The organism is Streptomyces sp. NPDC029836 (genome assembly GCF_055574495.1).
On sequence record NZ_JBVHZI010000007.1, the window covers coordinates 206,005 to 226,069 of the forward strand.

Sequence of the window (20,065 nt, forward strand, 5' to 3'; positions counted from 1 at the left end):
CCACCATGACCAGCCAGACCAACGAAGAGATCGTCTGCCGCCGCCTGGTCGGCCGCACCGCCGTCATCACCGGGGCCGGCAGCGGCATCGGCCTGGCCACCGCCCGTCGCCTCGCCTCCGAAGGCGCCAACGTCGTCTGCGCCGACATCGACCCGGTCGCCGGCAAGGCCGCCGCCGAAGAGGTCGGCGGCACCTTCGTCCAGGTCGACGTCACCGACAAGGAACAGGTCGACGCCCTGTTCAAGACGGCCCACGACACCTACGGCTCCGTCGACATCGCCTTCAACAACGCCGGCATCTCGCCCCCGGACGACGACTCCATCCTCACCACCGAGCTCGACGCCTGGCGCCGCGTCCAGGACGTCAACCTCACCTCCGTCTACCTCTGCTGCAAGGCCGCCCTGCCCTACATGCGGGCCCAGGGTCGCGGCTCCATCATCAACACCGCCTCCTTCGTGGCCATCATGGGCGCCGCCACCTCCCAGATCTCCTACACCGCCTCCAAGGGCGGCGTCCTCGCCATGACCCGCGAACTCGGCGTCCAGTTCGCCCGCGAGGGCATCCGCGTCAACGCCCTGTGCCCCGGGCCGGTCAACACCCCGCTGCTCCAGGAACTGTTCGCCAAGGACCCCGAGCGCGCCGCCCGCCGCCTCGTGCACATCCCGCTCGGCCGGTTCGCCGAGCCCACCGAGATCGCCGCCGCCGTGGCCTTCCTCGCCAGCGACGACTCCTCCTTCGTCAACGCCACCGACTTCCTCGTCGACGGCGGCATCGCCGGCGCGTACGTCACCCCCCTGTAGCCGACCGGGACGCCGCGCACGTCCACCCGTACCGCACCCTCCCGACAGCCGGGCGTCGCACGACGCCCGGCTGTCGTGTTCCCCGTCCCCCGGGCCCGTGTCCCCCCGGCCCCCGTCCCGACGACCTTCGACCGACCTTCGGAAGACCTTCACCGGAATCAGGAGCGTCCACCCAGTGACCCGAACCGGTACCACCCGGCGCCTGCGGGCCTGCCTCGCCGCCGGTACCGCCGTCTGCGGCCTCCTCGCCGCCGGACCCGCCGCCCACGCGGCCCGCCCCGCAGCGCACTGCGTCACCCCGAAGCTCGCGGCCGGCTGGTACGGGGACAACCGCGCCCGCCTCCAGGAACTCATCGACCGCCACGGCGACTGCGACCCGTACCGCCCCGGCCGCACCAAGCCCGTCGCCGTCTTCGACTGGGACAACACCGTCGTCAAGAACGACGTCGGCGACGCCACCCTGTTCTGGCTGCTGCGCAACGGGAAGATCCGCCAGCCCGCCCGCGGCGACTGGTCCACCACCAGCCGCCACCTCACCCCCGCCGCCGCCCGAGCCCTCGCCGACGCCTGCGGTCCCCTCGCCCGCCCCGGCGACCCCCTGCCCACCGCCGCCGCCCGCGGCGCGGCCTGCGCCGACGAGGTCAAGGCCGTCTACGGCACCTCCGCGACCCGCACCGGCGTCGCCGCCTTCGCGGGCTGGGACCGCCGCACCACCGAACCCGCCTACGCCTGGCTGCCCCAGCTCATGCAGGGCTGGACCGCCCGAGAGGTACGCGGCTTCGCGGCCGCCGCCCGCACCGAGAACCTCGCCGCGCCCATCGGCGCCGAACAACGGGTCGGCACCGGCACGGCCACCGGCTGGGTCCGCTACTACGAGCAGCAGAAGGACCTCATCGCGACGCTGCGCCGGGCCGGCTTCGACGTCTGGATCAGCTCGGCCTCCCCGCAACCCGTCGTCGAGGTCTGGGCTCGGGGCGTCGGCATACCCGCCGACCACGTCATCGGCATCCGCAACACCACCACCCGCGACGGCCGCCTCACCCCGCACCTCCAGGGCTGCGGATCCGTACGCGACGGAGCCGACACGATGATCACCTACATCGACGGCAAGCGCTGCTGGATCAACCAGGAGGTCCTCGGGATCCGCGGCCCGGCCGCCGAACAGGTCCAACCGGCCGCCCGCCGCCAGGTCTTCGCCGCCGGGGACTCCGACACCGACATCTCCTTCCTGCGCGACGCGACCGCCCTGCGCCTGGTGGTCAACCGCAACAAGAACGAGGTCATGTGCCGGGCCTACGACAACAGCGACGGCAAGTGGATCGTGAACCCGATGTTCATCGAACCCAAGCCCCGCAGGAGCGGCCCCTACCCCTGCTCCACCACCGGCTGGACCGGGCCCGACGGAACCCCCGGACCCGTCCGGCGGGGCGACGCGAGCGTCATCCCCGACCAGCCGGACACGGTCTTCCGGCCCTGACCGGCCGCCCCGCGCGCTACAGGAAGGTGCGGCCCTCGCCCCGGTACGTCGGGGCGGTGGCCGTCACCCGGTCGCCCTCGACCAGGTGCAGGGCGTCGAACCGCTCGCACAGCTCACCGGCCTTCGCGTGCCGGAACCACACCCGGTCCCCGATCAACAGGTCGTCCGCCGGACTCCCCAGCAGCGGCGTCTGCACCTCGCCCGCCCCCTCCTGCGGGTCGTAGCGCAACCCCTCCGGCAGGTACGGCACGGGCAGCCGGTCCGCACCCGGCGCACCCGACGCCGGATAGCCCCCGCCGAGGACCGTCACCACGCCCACCCCGGGCCGGCGCACCACCGGCTGCGCGAACAGGGCCGCGGGCCGGCCGCGGAACGAGGTGTAGTTGTCGAAGAGCCGCGGTACGTAGAGCCCCGACCCGGCGGCGATCTCCGTCACCGCGTCCTCGGCGGCCGTCTGCTGCACGCTGCCGGTGCCACCGCCGTTGACGAACTCCAGATCCGGCACCACCGCGCGGACCGCCCGCACCGCCTCGGCCCGCCGGGCCGCCAGCTCCTTGCGGGCCGCGCCCTGCATCAGCCGGATCATCCGCGAGCGCACCGGCCTCCCGGCCAACGCGTCCCCGACACCGGCGACGTGCCCCTCGTAGCCCATCAGCCCCACCACCCGGAACCCCGGCCGCGCCGCCACCGCCCGCGCCAGCGCGGCCAGTTGCTCCGGCTCCCGCAGCGGCGAACGCCGCGCCCCGACCCGTACCCGGCCGCCGAGCAGGTGCAGCGCGGTGTCCAACTCCAGGCAGACGCGGACCTCCTGCGTCCCGCCGTCCCGCGCCCGGTCGATCAGCTCCAGCTGCGCCGGATCGTCCACCATCACCGTCACGGCCTCGGCCAGCTTCGGATCCCCGGCGAGCTCCGCGAAGGCGGCCCGGTCCGCGGACGGGTAGGCGAGCAGGACGTCCTCGAACCCCGAGCGGGCCAACCACAGCGACTCGGCGAGCGTGTACGACATGATCCCGGCGAACCCGGGCCGCGCCAGGACCCGTTCGAGCAGCGCCCGACACCGTACGGACTTGCTGGCGACCCGGACCGGCTTGCCGCCGGCCCGGCGCACGAGATCGTCGGCGTTGGCGTCGAACGCGTCGAGGTCCACGATGGCCAGCGGCGCTTCGAGGTGCGCGGTCGCCCGGTCGTACCGGGCCCGGTCGGAAGTCATGCCCGGCAGCTTGCCAGATGGCCCTACCCGTGGGTAGGCCCCGGAGCGGGCCGCTCCGAGTGCCCCGGCGCGGGGGCGCCGCTCGCGGGCGCGCGCCCGACCCGCGTGCTCCGGGGCGGACGGCCCCGCGCCGGTCACGGCCCCCGCGACCCCGTCCCCACCGGGGCGCGGGCCCCGTAGAGTACGGGGCAGGCAGCCGTACGGAAGCGGGGGGCGGAGCCGCCGGATGACCACGTCGACACCACGGACCGCTCACCTCGGTGAGCCCGTTCCCCCCGCGCCCACCGAACGGCCCGCCCCCGACGGTCGGGCGCCGCGCCGCGCCGGCCGGACCGCCGCCGCCGTCCTGAGCGCCCTCCTCGGCGCCGGCCTGCTCGCCGGGGCCGCCGCCACCGCCTGGAGCGAACACCGCGACGCGCGGCGCCCGTTGCCGCCGGACGCCGCCTACCGGCAGGCCGCCTCGCTCTGGCGGTCCGCCCCCGTGGACAGCCTGCTGCCACCGCAGGTGGACGCCGCCGGGGCCGGCCCCGGCGGAGCCGACCGCAACTGGACCCGGACCGCGCTCGCGCCCGACGCGGACTGCGCCGCCGCCCTCACCGCCGACTGGCGGGCCGCGCTCGCCGCCACCGGCTGCACCCGCGTGCTCCGCGCCACCTACACCGACGCCACCCGCAGCTCGCTGGTCACCGTCGGCCTGGTCTTCACCCCCGCCGACTCCGTCACCATGGACGGGCTCCGCGGCAGGCTGCCCGCCCCGCCCGCCTACGCGTACGCCGACACCCGCCGGGCCGCCTGGAGCACGAGCGTCGTCGCCGGGGCCCCCGTCCTCGTCTACACCGTCTCCGCCTTCGCCGACGGGCGCGCCATGGACGCACCCGCCCCCGCCGAGGAGGCGGCCCACCCGAGCGCCACCGGAGTCGTCACCGAAGCGGGCCTGGGCCACGACGCCACATCCCTCGCCGCCCGCTTCGAACGTGCCCTGTCCACCCTCGCCGCCCCACCCACGGCCTCGGCGCCCCCGCCCACGGAGCCCACCCGATGACCGACCCCCGCCCCGCCGCCGGCCACCCCCGCGCCCGGGGTCGCCGCGAGCGGCCCGCGCGGATCGTCGGAGCCGTCGCGCTGGCCGCCCTGGTCACCCTCACCGCCGTGCACCCCGTCGCCGCCGACACCATCCGCGACCGGCAGTGGGGGCTGCTGACCCTGCGCGCCGAGGAGGCCTGGGGCACCACACAGGGCGACGGGGTCACCGTCGCCGTCCTCGACACCGGCGTCGACGCCGGCCACCCCGACCTCGCCGGACAGGTCCTGGAGGGCAGCGACCTCGTCGGCATGGGCGCCGGCCGCGGCGACCGCTCCTGGGGCCGCCACGGCACCGCGATGGCGAGCATCATCGCGGGCCGCGGCCACGGCCCCCACCGCGGCCAGGGCGTCCTCGGCGTCGCGCCCCAGGCGAAGATCCTGCCGGTCCGGGTGATCCTGGAGGAGGGCGACCCCGGCCGCGACGAGGCCCGCGACGCCAAGTCCGGCGCTCTCGCCGAAGGCATCCGCTGGGCCGCCGACCACGGCGCCGACGTCATCAACCTGTCGCTCGGCGACGACAGCGACTCCGCCCACCACGAGGCCGCCGAGGACGAAGCCGTCCAGTACGCCCTCGGCAAGGGCGTGGTCGTCGTCGCCTCCGCCGGCAACGGCGGCGAACGCGGCGACCGCACCTCCTACCCCGCCGCCTACCCCGGGGTGATCGCCGTCGCGGCCGTCGACCGGCAGGGCCGTAAGGCCCCCTTCTCCACCCAGCACTGGTACGCCACCGTCAGCGCCCCCGGCGTCGACGTCGTCATCGCCGACCCCGACCGCTCCTACTACGAGGGCTGGGGCACCAGCGCCGCCGCCGCCTTCGTGTCCGGAGCCGTCGCCCTCGTCAAGGCCGCCCACCCGGACCTGTCCCCGGCCCAGGTCAAGAAGCTGTTGGAGGACACCGCCGCCGACGGCCCGGTGGGCGGTCGCGACGACGCCCGCGGCCACGGCACCGTCGATCCCGTCGCCGCCCTCCAGGCAGCCGGCGCGCTGCGCCCCGAGGCGCCCGTGCCGTCCCCCGTCCCGGCTGCCGGCCGGTACTTCGGGCCCGGACCCGAACCGGTCCGCCCCACCGAGCGGCCCGCCCGCCTCGGCGCGCCGGCCGCGGCCGTCGCGGGGCTCGCCCTGCTCGGGGTGGCGGGCGTCCTGGCCCGGCGTCCGCGCACCGCACGGCGGGATAGGCTCGGGTAATTGTGGCGACCAAGAACATTCCCGATCCCGGTTTCTCCGACGACGACGGCACCGCCGATCCCCGGCTGAGCGCGGCCCTGGCCGCCTGGGCCGCGGACCGCGCGGCCGAGCCGCAGGTGCTCGCGGCCCTGAAGGACGCCCGCCTGCTGGTGCCCGTCGTGGCGATGCTCGGCGAGGTCGAGACCGACCCCGGGACCGGCCTCCAGCGTGAGAAGACCAGCGACATGGCCGTCCCCACCCTGACGGCCGGCGACCGGCGGGCCCTGCCGGCCTTCACCTCGATCGCCTCGCTCGCCCTGTGGGACCCGGCCGCCCGACCGGTCGCCGTCCCCCTGCACCAGGCCCTCGCCGCCGCCGCGCACGAGAAGGCCGACACGATCGTCGTCGACCTGGCCGGTCCCGTCCCCTACCAGCTCACCGGCTCCGCGCTGCTCGCGCTGGCCGAGGGCCGCACCGAAGCCGGCCCGCTGGCCGACCCCGCCGTACGGGAGGCCGTACGGGCCGTCGTGGCGGCGGACCCCGCCGTGCTCCGCGCCCACCTGGTCCGCTCCGGCGCCGGCTCCGACGGCACCCTCGCCGTGGTGCTCTCCGACGAGGCCGGCCGGGCACCCGAGGCCGCCGCCCGCCGGGTCGCCGAGGCGCTGGCCGCGGACGAGACCCTGCGCGCCAGGCTCGTACGGGGTCTGGACCTGGCGCTGCTCCCGCCGCAGGGCCCGGTCCCGCCGGGGGAGCCCCTCTTCAGCCGCTGACCGGAGCCCGGCCCGGACACGAACGCCGGACACGAACGCCCGACACGAACGCCGGACACGAGCGTCGCGAGCGCGGCGCACGATTGAGGGCCCGGCCCCCTGGAACCTTCCAGGGGGCCGGGCCCTCAATCGTGCGCCGCGCCGGATCAGGCGTAGACGGGACCGGTGAACTTCTCGCCCGGACCCTGTCCCGGCTCGTCCGGCACGATCGAGGCCTCGCGGAAGGCCAGCTGGAGCGACTTCAGGCCGTCGCGCAGCGGGGCCGCGTGGAAGGAGCTGATCTCGGTGGCGCTCGCCGTGACCAGGCCCGCGAGGGCGGTGATCAGCTTGCGGGCCTCGTCGAGGTCCTTGTGCTCCGAGTCCGGCTTGTCCAGGCCCAGGTTGACCGCCGCGGCGCTCAGCAGGTGGACGGCCACCGTCGTGATGACCTCGACGGCGGGGACGTCCGCGATGTCACGGGTCATCTCGTCGTAGTCGGGGGCGCCGGCGGCGTCGGAGGGGCCGGCGGCGGCAGAAGTGGAATCGGAGGGCGTCGCGTCAGTCATACGCCCCACGATATGCCGTGCGGCGGGCTTGCAACGCGGGTGCTAGTATGTACTTCGACCGGCCGGACACCTGTGTGCCCGGCCCACAAGTGGAGGCTCCCTCCCACCTGACCACCCTTCGGGGAGGCAGGTCTTCCGGTCAGGCGGTATCCATCGTTCCGTACGGACGATGGAAAGCTGCCCGAGTTTGCGCCCCGCGGTTCGCACGCGGCGGTGCTCCGGTTGTTTTGGAGCCCCTGCCTGTGCCCGGCGGGGCTTTTTGTTTGTCCGCCGCGGTAGGTCGGACGACAAATGACGTCAGCGGCTGTCTGCCAGGCAGTCGTGTGGTGCTACCTAGGAGGATCCATCAGCACCGAGCCCCGCATCAACGACCGGATTCGCGTTCCCGAGGTTCGACTCGTCGGTCCCAGCGGCGAGCAGGTCGGCATCGTGCCGCTTGCCAAGGCGCTTGAACTGGCGCAGGAGTACGACCTCGACCTGGTCGAGGTCGCGGCGTCCGCACGCCCGCCGGTCTGCAAGCTCATGGACTACGGCAAGTTCAAGTACGAGTCGGCCATGAAGGCCCGTGAGGCGCGCAAGAACCAGGCGCACACGGTCATCAAGGAAATGAAGCTCCGGCCGAAGATCGACCCGCACGACTATGACACCAAGAAGGGTCACGTCGTTCGGTTCCTCAAGCAGGGCGACAAGGTCAAGATCACGATCATGTTCCGTGGTCGCGAGCAGTCCCGGCCGGAACTCGGCTACCGACTGCTGCAGCGGCTGGCTTCGGACGTCGAGGACCTCGGGTTCATCGAGTCGAACCCGAAGCAGGACGGCCGAAACATGATCATGGTTCTCGGTCCGCACAAGAAGAAGACCGAGGCGATGGCCGAAGCCCGCGAGGCGCAGGCCGCCCGCAAGGCCGAGCGCCAGGGTGTCGTCGCAGGCGACGAGGAGGCTCCTTCCGAGGAGACCGCCCCCGTCGAGGCGGAGACCACCGAGGTCGCCTCCGACGAGGCTCCCTCTGCCGAGGCGAACGCCGACGCGAACGCCGAGGCCTGATTCCGGGGCAGCCCGTCCCGGATCACCGACACAACATGACGCTCCCGCAAGCCGGTCCGCGAGGACCGGTGGGAGCGTTACCGACGAGGAGATAACGGCGCTATGCCGAAGAACAAGACGCACAGCGGTTCCAAGAAGCGCTTCAAGATCACCGGCTCCGGCAAGGTGCTCCGTGAGCGCGCCGGCAAGCGCCACCTGCTCGAGCACAAGTCGTCCCGTGTCACCCGGCGCCTGACCGGCACCGCGGAGATGGCCCCCGGCGACGCCGCGAAGATCAAGAAGCTTCTCGGCAAGTGACGTTCGCCGCCCCCTTCCGGGAGCGGAACGTCAAGACCGGGACCCCATCGAATTCGGGCCGTGTGAAGACAACCACGGCCCCGCTACAAGGAGTTAAAAAGTGGCACGCGTCAAGCGGGCAGTAAACGCCCACAAGAAGCGCCGGGCGATCCTCGAGGCGGCCTCCGGCTACCGCGGTCAGCGTTCGCGCCTGTACCGCAAGGCCAAGGAGCAGGTCACCCACTCGCTGGTCTACAACTTCAACGACCGCAAGAAGCGCAAGGGCGACTTCCGTCAGCTGTGGATCCAGCGCATCAACGCCGCTGCCCGCCAGAACGGCATGACGTACAACCGCCTCATCCAGGGTCTGAAGGCCGCCAACATCGAGGTGGACCGCAAGATCCTCGCGGAGCTGGCCGTCAACGACGCCAACGCGTTCGCCGCCCTCGTCGAGGTCGCGCAGAAGGCCCTCCCGGCCGACGTCAACGCGCCGAAGGCCGCTGCCTAAAGCCTCGCCGGCCGCGTCACGCGGCCGGCAACCGCGGACCCGCAGGCTTCTCGCCTGCGGGTCCGCGTGCTTTCCCCGCCCGGACCCCGTAGAGAGAACCGCTGAGACCCATGGGCTACCCCGACGAGCCGATCTCCCCCCGATCCCCGCGGGTGGCCGCGGCCAGGCGCCTGGCGCGGCGCAACTTCCGCACCAAGGAACGCCGGTTCATCGCCGAAGGCCCGCAGGCCGTCCGTGAGGCCGTCGAGCACCGCGGCGCCCAGGGGCCGACCCTGATCGAGCTGTTCGTCACCGTCGAGGCCGCCGAGCGCCACGCCGACATCGTCGAGGCCGCCCTGCTCTCCGGGGCCCGCGTGCACCGCGCCCCCGACGAGGTCCTCGCCGAGGTGTCCCAGACCGTCACCCCGCAGGGCCTCGTCGGCGTCTGCCACTTCCTCGACTCGCCCTTCGAGGAGATCCTCAAGGCCGGACCCAAGCTGGTGGCCGTCCTCGCGCACGTCCGCGACCCCGGCAACGCCGGTACGGTGCTGCGCTGCGCCGACGCCGCCGGGGCCGACGCGGTGGTCCTCACCGACGCCTCCGTGGACCTGTACAACCCCAAGTCCGTACGCGCCTCCGTCGGCTCCCTCTTCCACCTCCCGGTGGCGGTCGGCGTTCCCGTCGAGCAGGCCGTGGACGGACTGCGGGCGGCCGGCGTACGGATCCTCGCGGCCGACGGGGCCGGCGAGGACGACCTCGACGCCGAACTGGACGCGGGCACCATGGGCGGCCCCTCCGCCTGGGTCTTCGGCAACGAGGCCTGGGGCCTGCCGGAGGAGACCCGCGCGCTTGCGGACGCCGTGGTGCGGGTACCGATCCACGGCAAGGCGGAGAGCCTGAACCTCGCGACGGCCGCCGCCGTGTGTCTCTACGCGTCCGCGCGAGCACAGCGGGCGCCCGGAGGGTGCCGCTCCGTGACCCCCAGCTAGTAATGTGACGGCCCGGGGGCCCACTGCGGTACTCGGAGATGTGGGGTACGGGGACATGACCGTCGGTACGAACAGCCTGCCGGGAGCCGCGGCCGGAGCCGGGCAGCGGCCCGGGGACGCCCCCGGCCCGGCCGCCGTCGCCCCCGACGGCCTGCCCGGCGTACCGCACCAGGCGGGCGCCCCGGGGGCCGGCGGCGGCGCCGGGTACGGCCTCGACCCCGACGAACTGCCCGACGGGCTCGTCGTCGCCGACCACGCGGGTCGGGTCATCTGCTTCAACCGGGCCGCCGGCCGGATGACCGCCACCGATCCCCGCCAGGCCCTCGGCAGCCGCATCGACCGCGCGCTGCCCCTGGAGGACCTCGAAGGCCGCCGCTGGTGGGCCCTGACCGACCCCTACGGCGGCCTCGCCACCCGGCGCGGACAGCCCGAACGCAACCTGCTGCTGCCCGGCGGCCGCGAGGTGCTGGTGTCCGCCCGGTACGTGCGCACCCACCCGACCGGCCCGGTCAGCCGCCTCGTCGTCACCCTGCGCGGCACCGAGGCCCGCCGCCGCACCGAGCGCAGCCACGCCGAGCTGATCGCCACCGTCGCCCACGAACTGCGCTCCCCGCTGACCTCCGTGAAGGGGTTCACCGCGACCCTGCTCGCCAAGTGGGAGCGGTTCACCGACGACCAGAAGCGGCTCATGCTGGAGACCGTCGACGCCGACGCCAACCGCGTGACCCGGCTGATCGCCGAGCTCCTCGACATCTCCCGCATCGACTCCGGCCGCCTCGAAGTGCGCCGCCAGCCCGTCGACCTCGCCGCCGCGGTGGGCCGGCACGTCCAGGCCCTCATCGCGAACGGCCAGACCCCCGAGCGGTTCCTCGTGCGGGTCAGCCGTCCCCTGCCCGACCTGTGGGCCGATCCCGACAAGATCGACCAGATCCTCGGCAACCTGCTCGAAAATGCGGTGCGCCACGGTGACGGAACCGTCACCATCGACGTGTCGCCGCACGAGAAGGGAACCGCCGTCACCGTGACCGACGAGGGCCCCGGCATCCCCGAGGAATCGATGGGCCGCGTCTTCACCCGCTTCTGGCGGGGGAGCAAGCGCGGCGGCACCGGCCTGGGCCTGTACATCGTCAAGGGCATCGTGGAGGCCCACGGCGGCACCATCACCGTCGGCCGCGGGCCCGGCGGCGGCGCCCGGTTCCGATTTATCCTGCCCGTCGCCGCACCGGCCTACCTCACGCAGTAATACCGCGCGGGATCTCGCCAGGCGGCCCGCGGGCGCCTCACACCCCCGACGACCTTTAGACTCGTCCTTTGGCACCTTTGTGTCCACGTGCCGATCGCGGCGAGACGTTTCGATCGAGTCGTGCGGGGACCACCAGCCAGCCATCGGAAGTACGGGAAGAGATGTCGGCACCGAACAAGTCGTACGACCCTGTCGAGGTCGAGGCACTGAAACCGGAAGAGATCGAGCGCATGCGGGACGAGGCGCTCGCCGCCTTCGCGTCCGCCGGCGACCTCGACGAGCTCCGCGAGGCGAAGACCGCGCACATGGGCGATCGCTCGCCCCTGGCGCTCGCCAACCGCGAGATCGGCGCCCTGCCGCCCCAGGCCAAGGCCGAGGCGGGCAAGCGCGTCGGTCAGGCCCGTGGCGCCGTGAACAAGGCCTTCGGGGCCCGCACGGTCGAGCTGGAGGCCGAGCGCGACGAGCGGGTGCTGGTCGAGGAGGCGGTGGACGTCACGCTGCCCCACGACCGGATCCCCTCCGGCGCCCGGCACCCCCTGACCACGCTGATGGACCGCATCGCGGACATCTTCGTGGCCATGGGGTACGAGGTCGCCGAGGGCCCCGAGGTCGAGGCGGAGTGGTTCAACTTCGACGCCCTCAACTTCACGCCCGACCACCCCGCGCGCCAGATGCAGGACACCTTCTTCGTCCGGGGGCCGGAAGGCACCGAGGGCGACGAGTCGGGCGTCGTGCTGCGCACCCACACCTCCCCGGTGCAGGCGCGCTCGCTGCTGGAGCGCAAGCCCCCCGTCTACATCGTCTGCCCCGGTCGCGTGTACCGGACCGACGAGCTCGACGCGACGCACACCCCGGTGTTCCACCAGGTCGAGCTGCTCGCCGTCGACGAGGGCCTGACCATGGCGGACCTCAAGGGCACCATGGACCACATGGTCCAGGAGCTGTTCGGCGAGGGCACCACCACGCGCCTGCGCCCGCACTTCTTCCCCTTCACCGAGCCGTCCGCCGAGATGGACATGCAGTGCTACGTGTGTCGCGGCGCGTCGGTGGGCAACCCCGACCGCCCGTGCCGCACCTGCTCCAGCGAGGGCTGGATCGAGCTCGGCGGCTGCGGCATGGTCAACCCCAAGGTGCTGACCGCCTGCGGCGTGGACCCGGAGAAGTACAGCGGGTTCGCCTTCGGGTTCGGCATCGAGCGGATGCTGATGTTCCGTCACAACGTGGAAGACATGCGAGACATGGTCGAGGGCGACGTTCGCTTCACCCGACCGTTCGGGAGTGAGATCTGATGCGCGTCCCGCTTTCCTGGCTGCGGGAGTACGTCGACCTCCCCGCAGGTGCGACCGGCCGCGACGTGGCCGCCAAGCTCGTCGACGCCGGCCTTGAGGTCGAGACCGTCGAGCAGCTCGGCGGCGGCCTCAAGGGCCCCCTCGTCGTCGGCAAGGTCCTGACGATCGAGGAGCTCGAAGGCTTCCGCAAGCCGATCCGGTTCTGCACCGTCGACGTCGGCACCGCCAACGGCACCGGCGCGCCGCAGGAGATCGTCTGCGGTGCCCGGAACTTCGCCGTCGGCGACAAGGTCGTCGTGGTCCTGCCCGGCGCCGTCCTGCCCGGGGACTTCGCGATCGCCTCGCGCAAGACCTACGGCAAGACCTCGCACGGCATGATCTGCTCCGGCGACGAGCTGGGCATGGGCGACGACGGCACGCACGGCATCATCGTGCTGCCGCCCGAGTACGAGGTCGGCACCGACGCGATCGAGCTGCTCCAGCTCGTCGACGAGGTCCTCGACATCGACATCACCCCGGACCGCGGCTACTGCATGTCGATGCGCGGTGTGGCCCGCGAGGCCGCCACCGCCTACGGCCTGCCGCTGCGCGACCCGGCGCTGCTCGACGTCCCGGCGCCCAACTCCTACGGCTACCTGGTCAAGATCGACGACCCGGCCGGCTGCGACCGCTTCACCGCCCGCACGGTGACCGGTCTCGACCCCGAGGCCCGGTCCCCGATCTGGCTCACGCGCCGCCTCCAGAAGGCGGGCATGCGCCCGATCTCGCTCGCCGTCGACGTCACCAACTACGTCATGCTGGAGCTCGGTCAGCCGCTGCACGCCTACGACCGCTCCCGTCTCGACGGCGCCATCGGCGTCCGCCGCGCGGAGCAGGGCGAGAAGTTCACCACCCTCGACGGCGTCAAGCGCACCCTCGACGCCGAGGACCTGGTGATCACCGACAACAGCGGGCCGATCGGGCTCGCCGGCGTCATGGGCGGCGCCAACACCGAGATCGCCGACTCCGTCACCGACCCCGAGACCGGACAGGTCACGGGCACCACGGACGTCGTCATCGAGGCCGCGCACTTCGACGCCATCACGATCTCGCGCACCGCCCGCCGGATGAAGCTCTCCTCGGAGGCCTCCAAGCGCTTCGAGCGGGGCGTCGACCCGCAGGCCGCCGCCGCGGCCGCCCAGCGGACCGTCGACCTGCTCGTGCTCCTCGCGGGCGGCACCGCCGAGGCCGGGGTCACCGAGCTCACCGCACCGGGCGCCCCGCGCACCGTCGCGATGAGCGCCGACCACCCCGACCGCGTCGCGGGCATGGACTACGGCCGCGAGACCGTCGTCCGTCGCCTCCAGGAGATCGGCTGCGACGTCTACGGCCAGGACGAGCTCGTCGTCACGGTCCCCTCGTGGCGGCCCGACCTCGCCGAGCCCAACGACCTCGCCGAGGAGGTCATCCGGCTGGAGGGCTACGGGAACCTCCCGTCCACCCTCCCGCAGGTGCCCTCCGGCCGCGGTCTGACCGCCCGGCAGCAGCTGCACCGCCGGGTCGGCCGCGCGCTGGCCGGCTCCGGCTACGTCGAGGCCCTGAGCTACCCGTTCATCGGCGAGCAGGTCCTGGACCAGCTCCAGTTCCCGGCCCACGACGTCACCCGTCAGGTCGTCAAGCTGGTCAACCCGATCTCCGACGAGGAGCCGGCGCTGCGCACCACGCTGCTGCCGGGTCTGCTCGGCGCGCTGCGCCGCAACGACAGCCGGGGCAGCCACGACCTCGCGCTCTTCGAGACCGGCTCGGTCTTCCGGGCCGACGCGCAGCCGGGCGTCGCCGTGCGACTGCCCGTCGACCGGCGTCCCACCGACGAGGAGATCGAGACCCTGAACGCGGCCCTGCCCGCGCAGCCGCGGTTCGCCGCGGTCGTGCTGGCCGGTGGCCGCGAGCAGGCCGGCTGGTGGGGCAAGGGCCGCCCGGCCGACTGGGCGGACGCGGTCCAGGCCGCCCGGGAGCTGGCCGTCGAGGCCGGCACCGAACTGGTCGTCCGTCAGGGCCGGTACGGCCCGTGGCACCCCGGCCGGTGCGCCGAGCTCGTCGTCACCCTGGACGGGGTGGAGACGGTCATCGGTCACGCCGGCGAGCTGCACCCCCGGGTCGTCAAGGCGATGGGCCTGCCGGCCCGTACCAGCGCCATGGAGCTGGACCTCGACCGCCTCGCGGCGGCCGGTGGCGAGGCCCTCCGGGCGCCCAGGATCTCCACCTTCCCGGTGGCGACCCAGGACGTCGCGCTGATCGTCGACGCGTCCGTGCCGGCCGCCTCCGTGGAGGCCGCGCTGCGCAAGGGCGCGGGTGAACTCCTGGAGTCCCTGCGGCTGTTCGACGTGTTCACCGGCGAGCAGGTCGGCGAGGGCAAGAAGTCGCTGGCCTACGCGCTGCGTTTCCGCGCGCCCGACCGCACGCTGACGGCCGAGGAGTCCACGGCCGCCCGCGACGCGGCGGTGGCGCTGGCCGCGGAGCGGACCGGAGCGGTGCTGCGCGGCGCGTGAGCGCGCCGACGTAGGGGGAACAGGCAGGCAGGGGCACGTCCGGGACACCGGACGTGCCCCTGCGGCTTTCCCGGCGCCTGCGCCTCAGCTCACTCGTTCGGGTGAGAAGCCCGGAGGCCCGTGTCCGGTACGTCTGGAGGTCGACACAATCGTTCCGGCCGCAGGGCCGGAGGGGAGCGACCTACGGATGATCACGCGCGGGAACACGCCCCTGCCCTGCGGGGCGGGCGTCGCGGTGTGCGTCGCGCCCGGGGGTCCGGTCGGGCCCCTCGCGCGGGCGCCGGCGCTCACGCCCGCGCGGCTGGTCGCGGGCGTGCACGCCGCGCCGGCGCGCGACACCGGTGGGCGGCTCGGCGACGACGTCGCCCGGCCGGCGCCGCGCAACGACCGTGACTGAGCGACCCGGCCGTGCCCATCCCCGCCGGCGGGACCGGACCCCGACTTCGCACCGGACCGTTCGCCACCGGCACCGGTGGTGCCGCTCCGCACCGGGCCGGTGGACGGGCCCGGTGCGGATACGGCCCGGCTGCCGGGGCCCGGCGACCAACCGGGGCCCGGAGCAGCCGTGGCGCGCCGCCCGCCTGCCATGGAGTGTCGGGCAGACAGCAAGGCGGGCGGCGCGGTGCCGGGTCGTCGCACTGTACGAGGGGGAGCCGACGACCCGAGCGGCCTCATTGGCGAGGCTCTTCAGTGAAGCGCGCCGGGCCCCCCGCGCGGCAGGGTGCGGATCGCATTTATGCGCGTACTCGATTCGCACCCCGTGTGAATTCGACGCACCGTGCCCCGCGTGAAGTACCCACCCGCTAGCCTGAATTCCGACGAGCCCCTGGAGGGCCCATGCAGCCCAACGCCCTGCTCGATGCCCTCCTCGCCGAGGCGGGCATGTCCCACGCCGGACTCGCCGCGCACGTGAACCAGGCGGGCCGGACCCGGGGACTCGCGCTGCGCTACGAACACACCGCTGTCTCCCGGTGGTTGAAGGGGCAGCGGCCCCGAGGTCAGGTGCCCGACCTGATCTGCGAGGTCCTCGGGGGACGCCTGCACCGCCCGGTGGCGCTCGACGACATCGGACTCGGCCTGCCCGGCCGGCCGGCCCCGCACACGGCCGGACTCAGCGGTTTCGTGGACCGTGCCACCGCCCTGTGGCGCTCCGACGAACCGGGCCGGCCCGGCCGGCTCACCGCCGAGGCGATCACCGGCACCTCGGCCGTGATCCCGGTGTGGGAGTGGGAGAACCCGCCGGAGGACGCGGACGTGTCCCGGCAGGGGCCGCACCGGATCGGCCCCGAGCACATCGAGATCCTGCGCGCCGCCCGCGCGCACTACGAGCTGATGTACCGGCGGGCCGGCGGTGTCGCCACCCGGGACCGGATCGTGCGCTTCCTCGGCAACGAGACGGCTCCGATGCTGCGCGGCGGCTACCCCGACCCGGTCGGACGCCTGTTGTACCGGGCCACCGGCTCCCTGGTGGCGGTGGCGGGGATCTGCGCGTACGACTCCGACGCCCACGGGCTCGCCCAGCGCTACTTCCACCAGGCGCTGCGCCTGGCGAAGGCCAGCGGGGACCGCGGGCTCGGCGCGTACGTGATCGCCCTGCTGGTCAACCAGTCCCTGCACCTGCGCGACCACCGGCAGGCCGTCGCCTTCGCCGAGGCCGCCTTGCGGGCCGCCGGTCGGCACACCACCCCGGCCCTGGCCGCCGACCTGTACGCGATGCAGGCCAAGGCGTACGCCCGACTCGGCGAGACGGCGGCGGCGTTGTCCTGCATCCGGCGCGCCGAGGCCGCGGCGGGCCGGATCCGGCCCGGTACCGAGCCGGACGAGACCGGGTACGTGCAGCCCGGGTTGGTGAACGTACAGGTCGCCGAGGCGCTGCTCAGCCTGGGCGACCTGCGCGCGGCGCACGCGCAGGCGGTCGAGGCCGTGGGCACCCCGGCGCACGATCGGGGCCGGGTGCACCGGTTGGCGATGCTGTGCGAGATCCAGTTGCGGCAGGGCGAGGCGGACGGGGCGGTGGCGGCAGCGGTCGAAATGGCCGAGCGGGCCAAGGGGATGGAGTCGCTGCGGCTGCGGGACCGGCTGCGGACGGTCCGCGCACAGCTGTTGACCAGCGGTTCGGCGGGTGCGGAGGAGACGGCCCAGTTGATCGACGAGGCGTTGCGCGTTCCCCTGTGAGGACGTGAACTGCTGCGATGTTGCCACCAACCGAACCGAAAGGTGGCAAGACCGTGCAGTGGACGAACCTGAGTGAGCAGACCGTGTACAAGAACCGCTGGTTCGACGTGAACCTCGCCGACGTGGAACTCCCCGACGGCCGGCACCTGGACCACTTCGTCATCAGGCTGCGGCCGGTCGCCGTCGCCACCGCTGTCAACGAGGCCAACGAGGTGCTGCTGCTGTGGCGGCACCGGTTCATCACCGACAGCTGGGGCTGGGAACTGCCGGCCGGGGTCGTCGAGGACGGCGAGGACATCGCGTGCGCGGCGGCCCGGGAGATGGAGGAGGAGTCGGGCTGGCGGCCGGGCCCGCTGCGGCACCTGATGACCGTCGAGCCGTCCAACGGCCTGACCGACGCCCGCCACCACCTCTACTGGTCGGACGGCGCGACCTGGACCGGAGACCCGCAGGACGCGTTCGAGTCCTCGCGCCGCGAGTGGGTCCCGCTGAAGCTGGTGCCGGACATGATCGCGCGCGGGGAGATCCCGGCCGCCAACATGGCGGCCGGGCTGCTCCTGCTGCACCACCTGCGGCCGGGGCGCCCGTAGGGAGGGGCGCCGGTCCCGCGCGGGCCGGCCGTCCCGTCCGCCCTAGCCGTACGGGTAGAAGCCCGAGCCGGTCTTGCGGCCGAGCCGGCCGGCGTCGACCATGCGCTGGAGCAGCGGGGGAGCGGCGTACAGCGGCTCCTTGTACTCGGCGTACATCGAGTCGGCGATCGAGGCGATGGTGTCCAGGCCGATCAGGTCGGACAGCTTGAGCGGGCCCATCGGGTGGGCACAGCCCAGTTCCATGCCGTTGTCGATGTCCTCGCGGCTCGCGATGCCGGACTCGAACATCCGGATCGCGGAGAGCAGGTACGGCACGAGCAGCGCGTTGACGACGAAGCCGGAACGGTCCTGGGCGCGGACCGCGTGCTTGCCGAGCACGTCCCGCACCAGGGCCTCGGCCCGTTTGACGGTCTCCTCGCCGGTGGTCAGCGCGGGGATCAGCTCGACGAGCTTCTGCACCGGCGCCGGGTTGAAGAAGTGGATGCCGATGACCTGGTCCGGACGCGAGGTCGCGACGGCCAGCTTCACCAGCGGGATGGAAGAGGTGTTGGAGGCGAGGATCGCGTCCGGGCGGGTGATCACCTGGTCGAGGACCTGGAAGATCTCCGTCTTGACCTGCTCGTTCTCGACGACCGCCTCGATGACGAGGTCGCGGTCGGCGAACTCGCCGAGGTCCGTGGTGAAGCTGAGGCGGGCCAGGGTGTCGTCCCGCTCCTGCTCGCTGATCTTGCCGCGTTCGGCGGCCTTGGTCAGGGAGTTGTGCAGCCTGGTCCGCCCGATCTCCAGCGCCTCGCCGGTGGTCTCGGCGACCATCACCTCAAGACCGCTGCGGGCGCACACCTCGGCGATGCCCGCGCCCATCTGGCCACAGCCCACCACGCCGACCCGGGTGATGTCGGTCGGGAGGGTAGAGAGGTCCGTCACGTCGTGCCTTTCGCTGCTCATCCATCGCGGGTCCCCCGTACTCGACAGTGGTAACTGCGTTCCGACGCCCGCCACGCCCCCCGACGTTACCCCCGACGTTGAGCGATGTGGCGGGCCGGGGCGGGCATGCTGGGCGCACGCAACGCATTGTCACGCAACGGAACGGAGTCGTCACATGACGTACATCGGACGGCGGAAGCTACTGGCCGGAGCGGCGGGGGCGCTGGCCTCCACGGCGGTGGCCGGCCCGGCGGCCGCGGTGCGCGGCAGCGCGACGCCGGCGGAACGGGTGGTGGCGCCCGCGGAGCGGGTGGGGGCGGAAGGGGCGGCGGCCCGGGGGCCGGCCCGCGAGTTCCGCGGCATGTGGATCGCCTCCGTGGAGAACGTGGACTGGCCCTCCAGGAGCGGGCTGTCGGCCACGGCTCAGCGCGCGGAGTTGCTCTCGCTGCTGGACACCGCCGTCGAGCGCCGGCTCAACGCGGTGATCCTCCAGGTCCGGCCCACGGCCGACGCGATGTGGCCCTCGACGCGGGAGCCCTGGTCGCAGTGGTTGACCGGGCAGCAGGGCCGCGACCCGGGCTGGGACCCGCTGGGCACCGCGGTCACCGAGGCGCACGCGCGCGGGCTGGAGCTGCACGCCTGGTTCAACCCGTACCGCGTCGCCAACCACACCGACCCCGGCCGGCTGGTCGCCGCGCACCCCGCGCGCCGCAACCCCGGCTGGACCGTCCCGTACGGCGGCAAGCTCTACTACAACCCCGGGCTGCCGCAGGTGCGTGACTTCGTGCAGCGGGCGATGCTCGAAGCCGTCGAACGCTACCCGGTCGACGGGGTGCACTGGGACGACTACTTCTACCCGTACCCGGTCGCCGGTCAGTACTTCGACGACGACGACGCCTTCGCGCGGTACGGCTCCGGCTTCGCCTCGCGCGCCGACTGGCGGCGGAACAACACCGACACCCTCGTGCGCGAGATGGCGCAGAAGGTGCGCGCCGTACGGCCCGCCGCCCGCTTCGGGGTCAGCCCGTTCGCGGTCTGGCGCAACTCCGACCGGGACCCCCTGGGTTCGCCGACCCGGGCGGGGGTGGCGACGTACGACGACCTCTACGCGGACACCCGCAAGTGGGTCACCGAGGGCTGGCTCCACTACATCGCCCCTCAGGTGTACTGGCACATCGGCCACCCGACCGCCGACTACGCCGCGCTCGTGCCGTGGTGGGCGGAGACCGTCCGCGGCACGGGGGTGGACCTGTACGTGGGGGAGGCGCTGTACCGCTGCGACGCCCGCAGCGCCACGCCGGCCTGGCGGGACCCGGCGGAGCTGTCCCGGCACGTACGGCTGGCCCGGAACCACGCGGAGGTCCGCGGCCACGTCTACTTCTCGGCGAAGCAGGTGGTCGCGGACCCCAACGGAGCGATGGCCGAGGTCATCGCCGACCATTACCCGACGGCCGTGCCGCCGCGCTGAAGC

General features: G+C 73.5%; 19 protein-coding genes. 16 read left to right on the forward strand and 3 right to left on the reverse strand.

The window, feature by feature from the left end:
* Positions 1-5 precede the first annotated feature (5 nt).
* The gene (locus ACZ4XJ_RS21645) at positions 6-800 is read left to right on the forward strand and encodes a 3-oxoacyl-ACP reductase (protein ID WP_468497062.1); all 795 of its coding nucleotides are present in this window, start codon (positions 6-8) and stop codon (positions 798-800) included.
* Between the two features lie 175 nt (positions 801-975).
* Positions 976-2,277 (forward strand): haloacid dehalogenase-like hydrolase, encoded by a 1,302-nt coding sequence (locus ACZ4XJ_RS21650; protein WP_468497063.1) that lies wholly within the window; start codon positions 976-978, stop codon positions 2,275-2,277.
* A 16-nt stretch (positions 2,278-2,293) separates the two neighbouring features.
* Here ACZ4XJ_RS21650 and ACZ4XJ_RS21655 read toward each other — a convergent pair whose 3' ends face one another.
* Complete coding sequence (locus ACZ4XJ_RS21655; RefSeq protein ID WP_384002191.1) at positions 2,294-3,487, reverse strand: amino acid deaminase/aldolase; 1,194 nt, start codon at positions 3,485-3,487, stop codon at positions 2,294-2,296.
* Between the two features lie 226 nt (positions 3,488-3,713).
* Here ACZ4XJ_RS21655 and ACZ4XJ_RS21660 point away from each other — a divergent pair, with 226 nt between their 5' ends.
* The 3 genes from ACZ4XJ_RS21660 to ACZ4XJ_RS21670 are packed head-to-tail and all read left to right on the forward strand — an operon-like array spanning position 3,714 to position 6,504.
* On the forward strand, positions 3,714-4,529 hold the full coding sequence (locus ACZ4XJ_RS21660) for a hypothetical protein (protein ID WP_468497064.1): 816 nt from the start codon (positions 3,714-3,716) through the stop codon (positions 4,527-4,529).
* Positions 4,526-5,755, forward strand: a complete 1,230-nt coding sequence (mycP, locus tag ACZ4XJ_RS21665) for a type VII secretion-associated serine protease mycosin (RefSeq protein WP_468497065.1) — start codon at positions 4,526-4,528, stop codon at positions 5,753-5,755. Before ACZ4XJ_RS21660 ends, mycP begins: the two co-directional genes overlap by 4 nt.
* Positions 5,756-5,757: 2 nt before the next feature.
* Positions 5,758-6,504, forward strand: a complete 747-nt coding sequence (locus ACZ4XJ_RS21670) for an SseB family protein (RefSeq protein ID WP_362882518.1) — start codon at positions 5,758-5,760, stop codon at positions 6,502-6,504.
* Between the two features lie 146 nt (positions 6,505-6,650).
* On the opposite strand, the gene ACZ4XJ_RS21675 is transcribed toward ACZ4XJ_RS21670, so the two are convergent.
* Positions 6,651-7,049 (reverse strand): DUF1844 domain-containing protein, encoded by a 399-nt coding sequence (locus ACZ4XJ_RS21675; RefSeq protein WP_362884742.1) that lies wholly within the window; start codon positions 7,047-7,049, stop codon positions 6,651-6,653.
* 321 nt (positions 7,050-7,370) lie between these two features.
* Here ACZ4XJ_RS21675 and infC point away from each other — a divergent pair, with 321 nt between their 5' ends.
* The 10 genes from infC (at position 7,371) to ACZ4XJ_RS21725 (ending at position 17,670) form a co-directional block, all read left to right on the forward strand.
* Entirely contained in the window at positions 7,371-8,093 is a 723-nt protein-coding gene (gene infC / locus ACZ4XJ_RS21680) for a translation initiation factor IF-3 (protein ID WP_362884743.1), read from the forward strand.
* Positions 8,094-8,195: 102 nt separating this feature from the next.
* Positions 8,196-8,390: a 50S ribosomal protein L35 gene (gene rpmI, locus ACZ4XJ_RS21685; protein WP_030387121.1), complete on the forward strand. Its 195-nt coding sequence runs from the start codon at positions 8,196-8,198 to the stop codon at positions 8,388-8,390.
* 100 nt (positions 8,391-8,490) lie between these two features.
* Positions 8,491-8,877, forward strand: a complete 387-nt coding sequence (gene rplT / locus ACZ4XJ_RS21690) for a 50S ribosomal protein L20 (RefSeq protein ID WP_007263143.1) — start codon at positions 8,491-8,493, stop codon at positions 8,875-8,877.
* A 110-nt stretch (positions 8,878-8,987) separates the two neighbouring features.
* On the forward strand, positions 8,988-9,845 hold the full coding sequence (locus tag ACZ4XJ_RS21695) for a TrmH family RNA methyltransferase (RefSeq protein WP_362880093.1): 858 nt from the start codon (positions 8,988-8,990) through the stop codon (positions 9,843-9,845).
* 55 nt (positions 9,846-9,900) lie between these two features.
* Complete coding sequence (locus ACZ4XJ_RS21700) at positions 9,901-11,088, forward strand: sensor histidine kinase (protein ID WP_362880094.1); 1,188 nt, start codon at positions 9,901-9,903, stop codon at positions 11,086-11,088.
* 161 nt (positions 11,089-11,249) lie between these two features.
* Entirely contained in the window at positions 11,250-12,377 is a 1,128-nt protein-coding gene (gene pheS / locus ACZ4XJ_RS21705) for a phenylalanine--tRNA ligase subunit alpha (protein ID WP_362880096.1), read from the forward strand.
* Positions 12,377-14,905, forward strand: coding sequence for a phenylalanine--tRNA ligase subunit beta (pheT, locus tag ACZ4XJ_RS21710; RefSeq protein WP_362880098.1), 2,529 nt, complete (start codon positions 12,377-12,379; stop codon positions 14,903-14,905). Before pheS ends, pheT begins: the two co-directional genes overlap by 1 nt.
* A 187-nt stretch (positions 14,906-15,092) precedes the next feature.
* Entirely contained in the window at positions 15,093-15,302 is a 210-nt protein-coding gene (locus tag ACZ4XJ_RS21715) for a hypothetical protein (RefSeq protein ID WP_468497066.1), read from the forward strand.
* Positions 15,303-15,742: 440 nt separating this feature from the next.
* Positions 15,743-17,080: a transcriptional regulator gene (locus ACZ4XJ_RS21720; RefSeq protein WP_362880102.1), complete on the forward strand. Its 1,338-nt coding sequence runs from the start codon at positions 15,743-15,745 to the stop codon at positions 17,078-17,080.
* A gap of 53 nt (positions 17,081-17,133) precedes the next feature.
* Complete coding sequence (locus tag ACZ4XJ_RS21725; RefSeq protein WP_362880103.1) at positions 17,134-17,670, forward strand: NUDIX hydrolase; 537 nt, start codon at positions 17,134-17,136, stop codon at positions 17,668-17,670.
* A 42-nt stretch (positions 17,671-17,712) separates the two neighbouring features.
* On the opposite strand, the gene ACZ4XJ_RS21730 is transcribed toward ACZ4XJ_RS21725, so the two are convergent.
* Entirely contained in the window at positions 17,713-18,615 is a 903-nt protein-coding gene (locus ACZ4XJ_RS21730) for a 3-hydroxybutyryl-CoA dehydrogenase (protein WP_362880105.1), read from the reverse strand.
* Positions 18,616-18,769: 154 nt separating this feature from the next.
* Here ACZ4XJ_RS21730 and ACZ4XJ_RS21735 point away from each other — a divergent pair, with 154 nt between their 5' ends.
* Entirely contained in the window at positions 18,770-20,062 is a 1,293-nt protein-coding gene (locus ACZ4XJ_RS21735; protein WP_362880106.1) for a glycoside hydrolase family 10-like protein, read from the forward strand.
* The last annotated feature ends 3 nt before the right edge of the window (positions 20,063-20,065 follow it).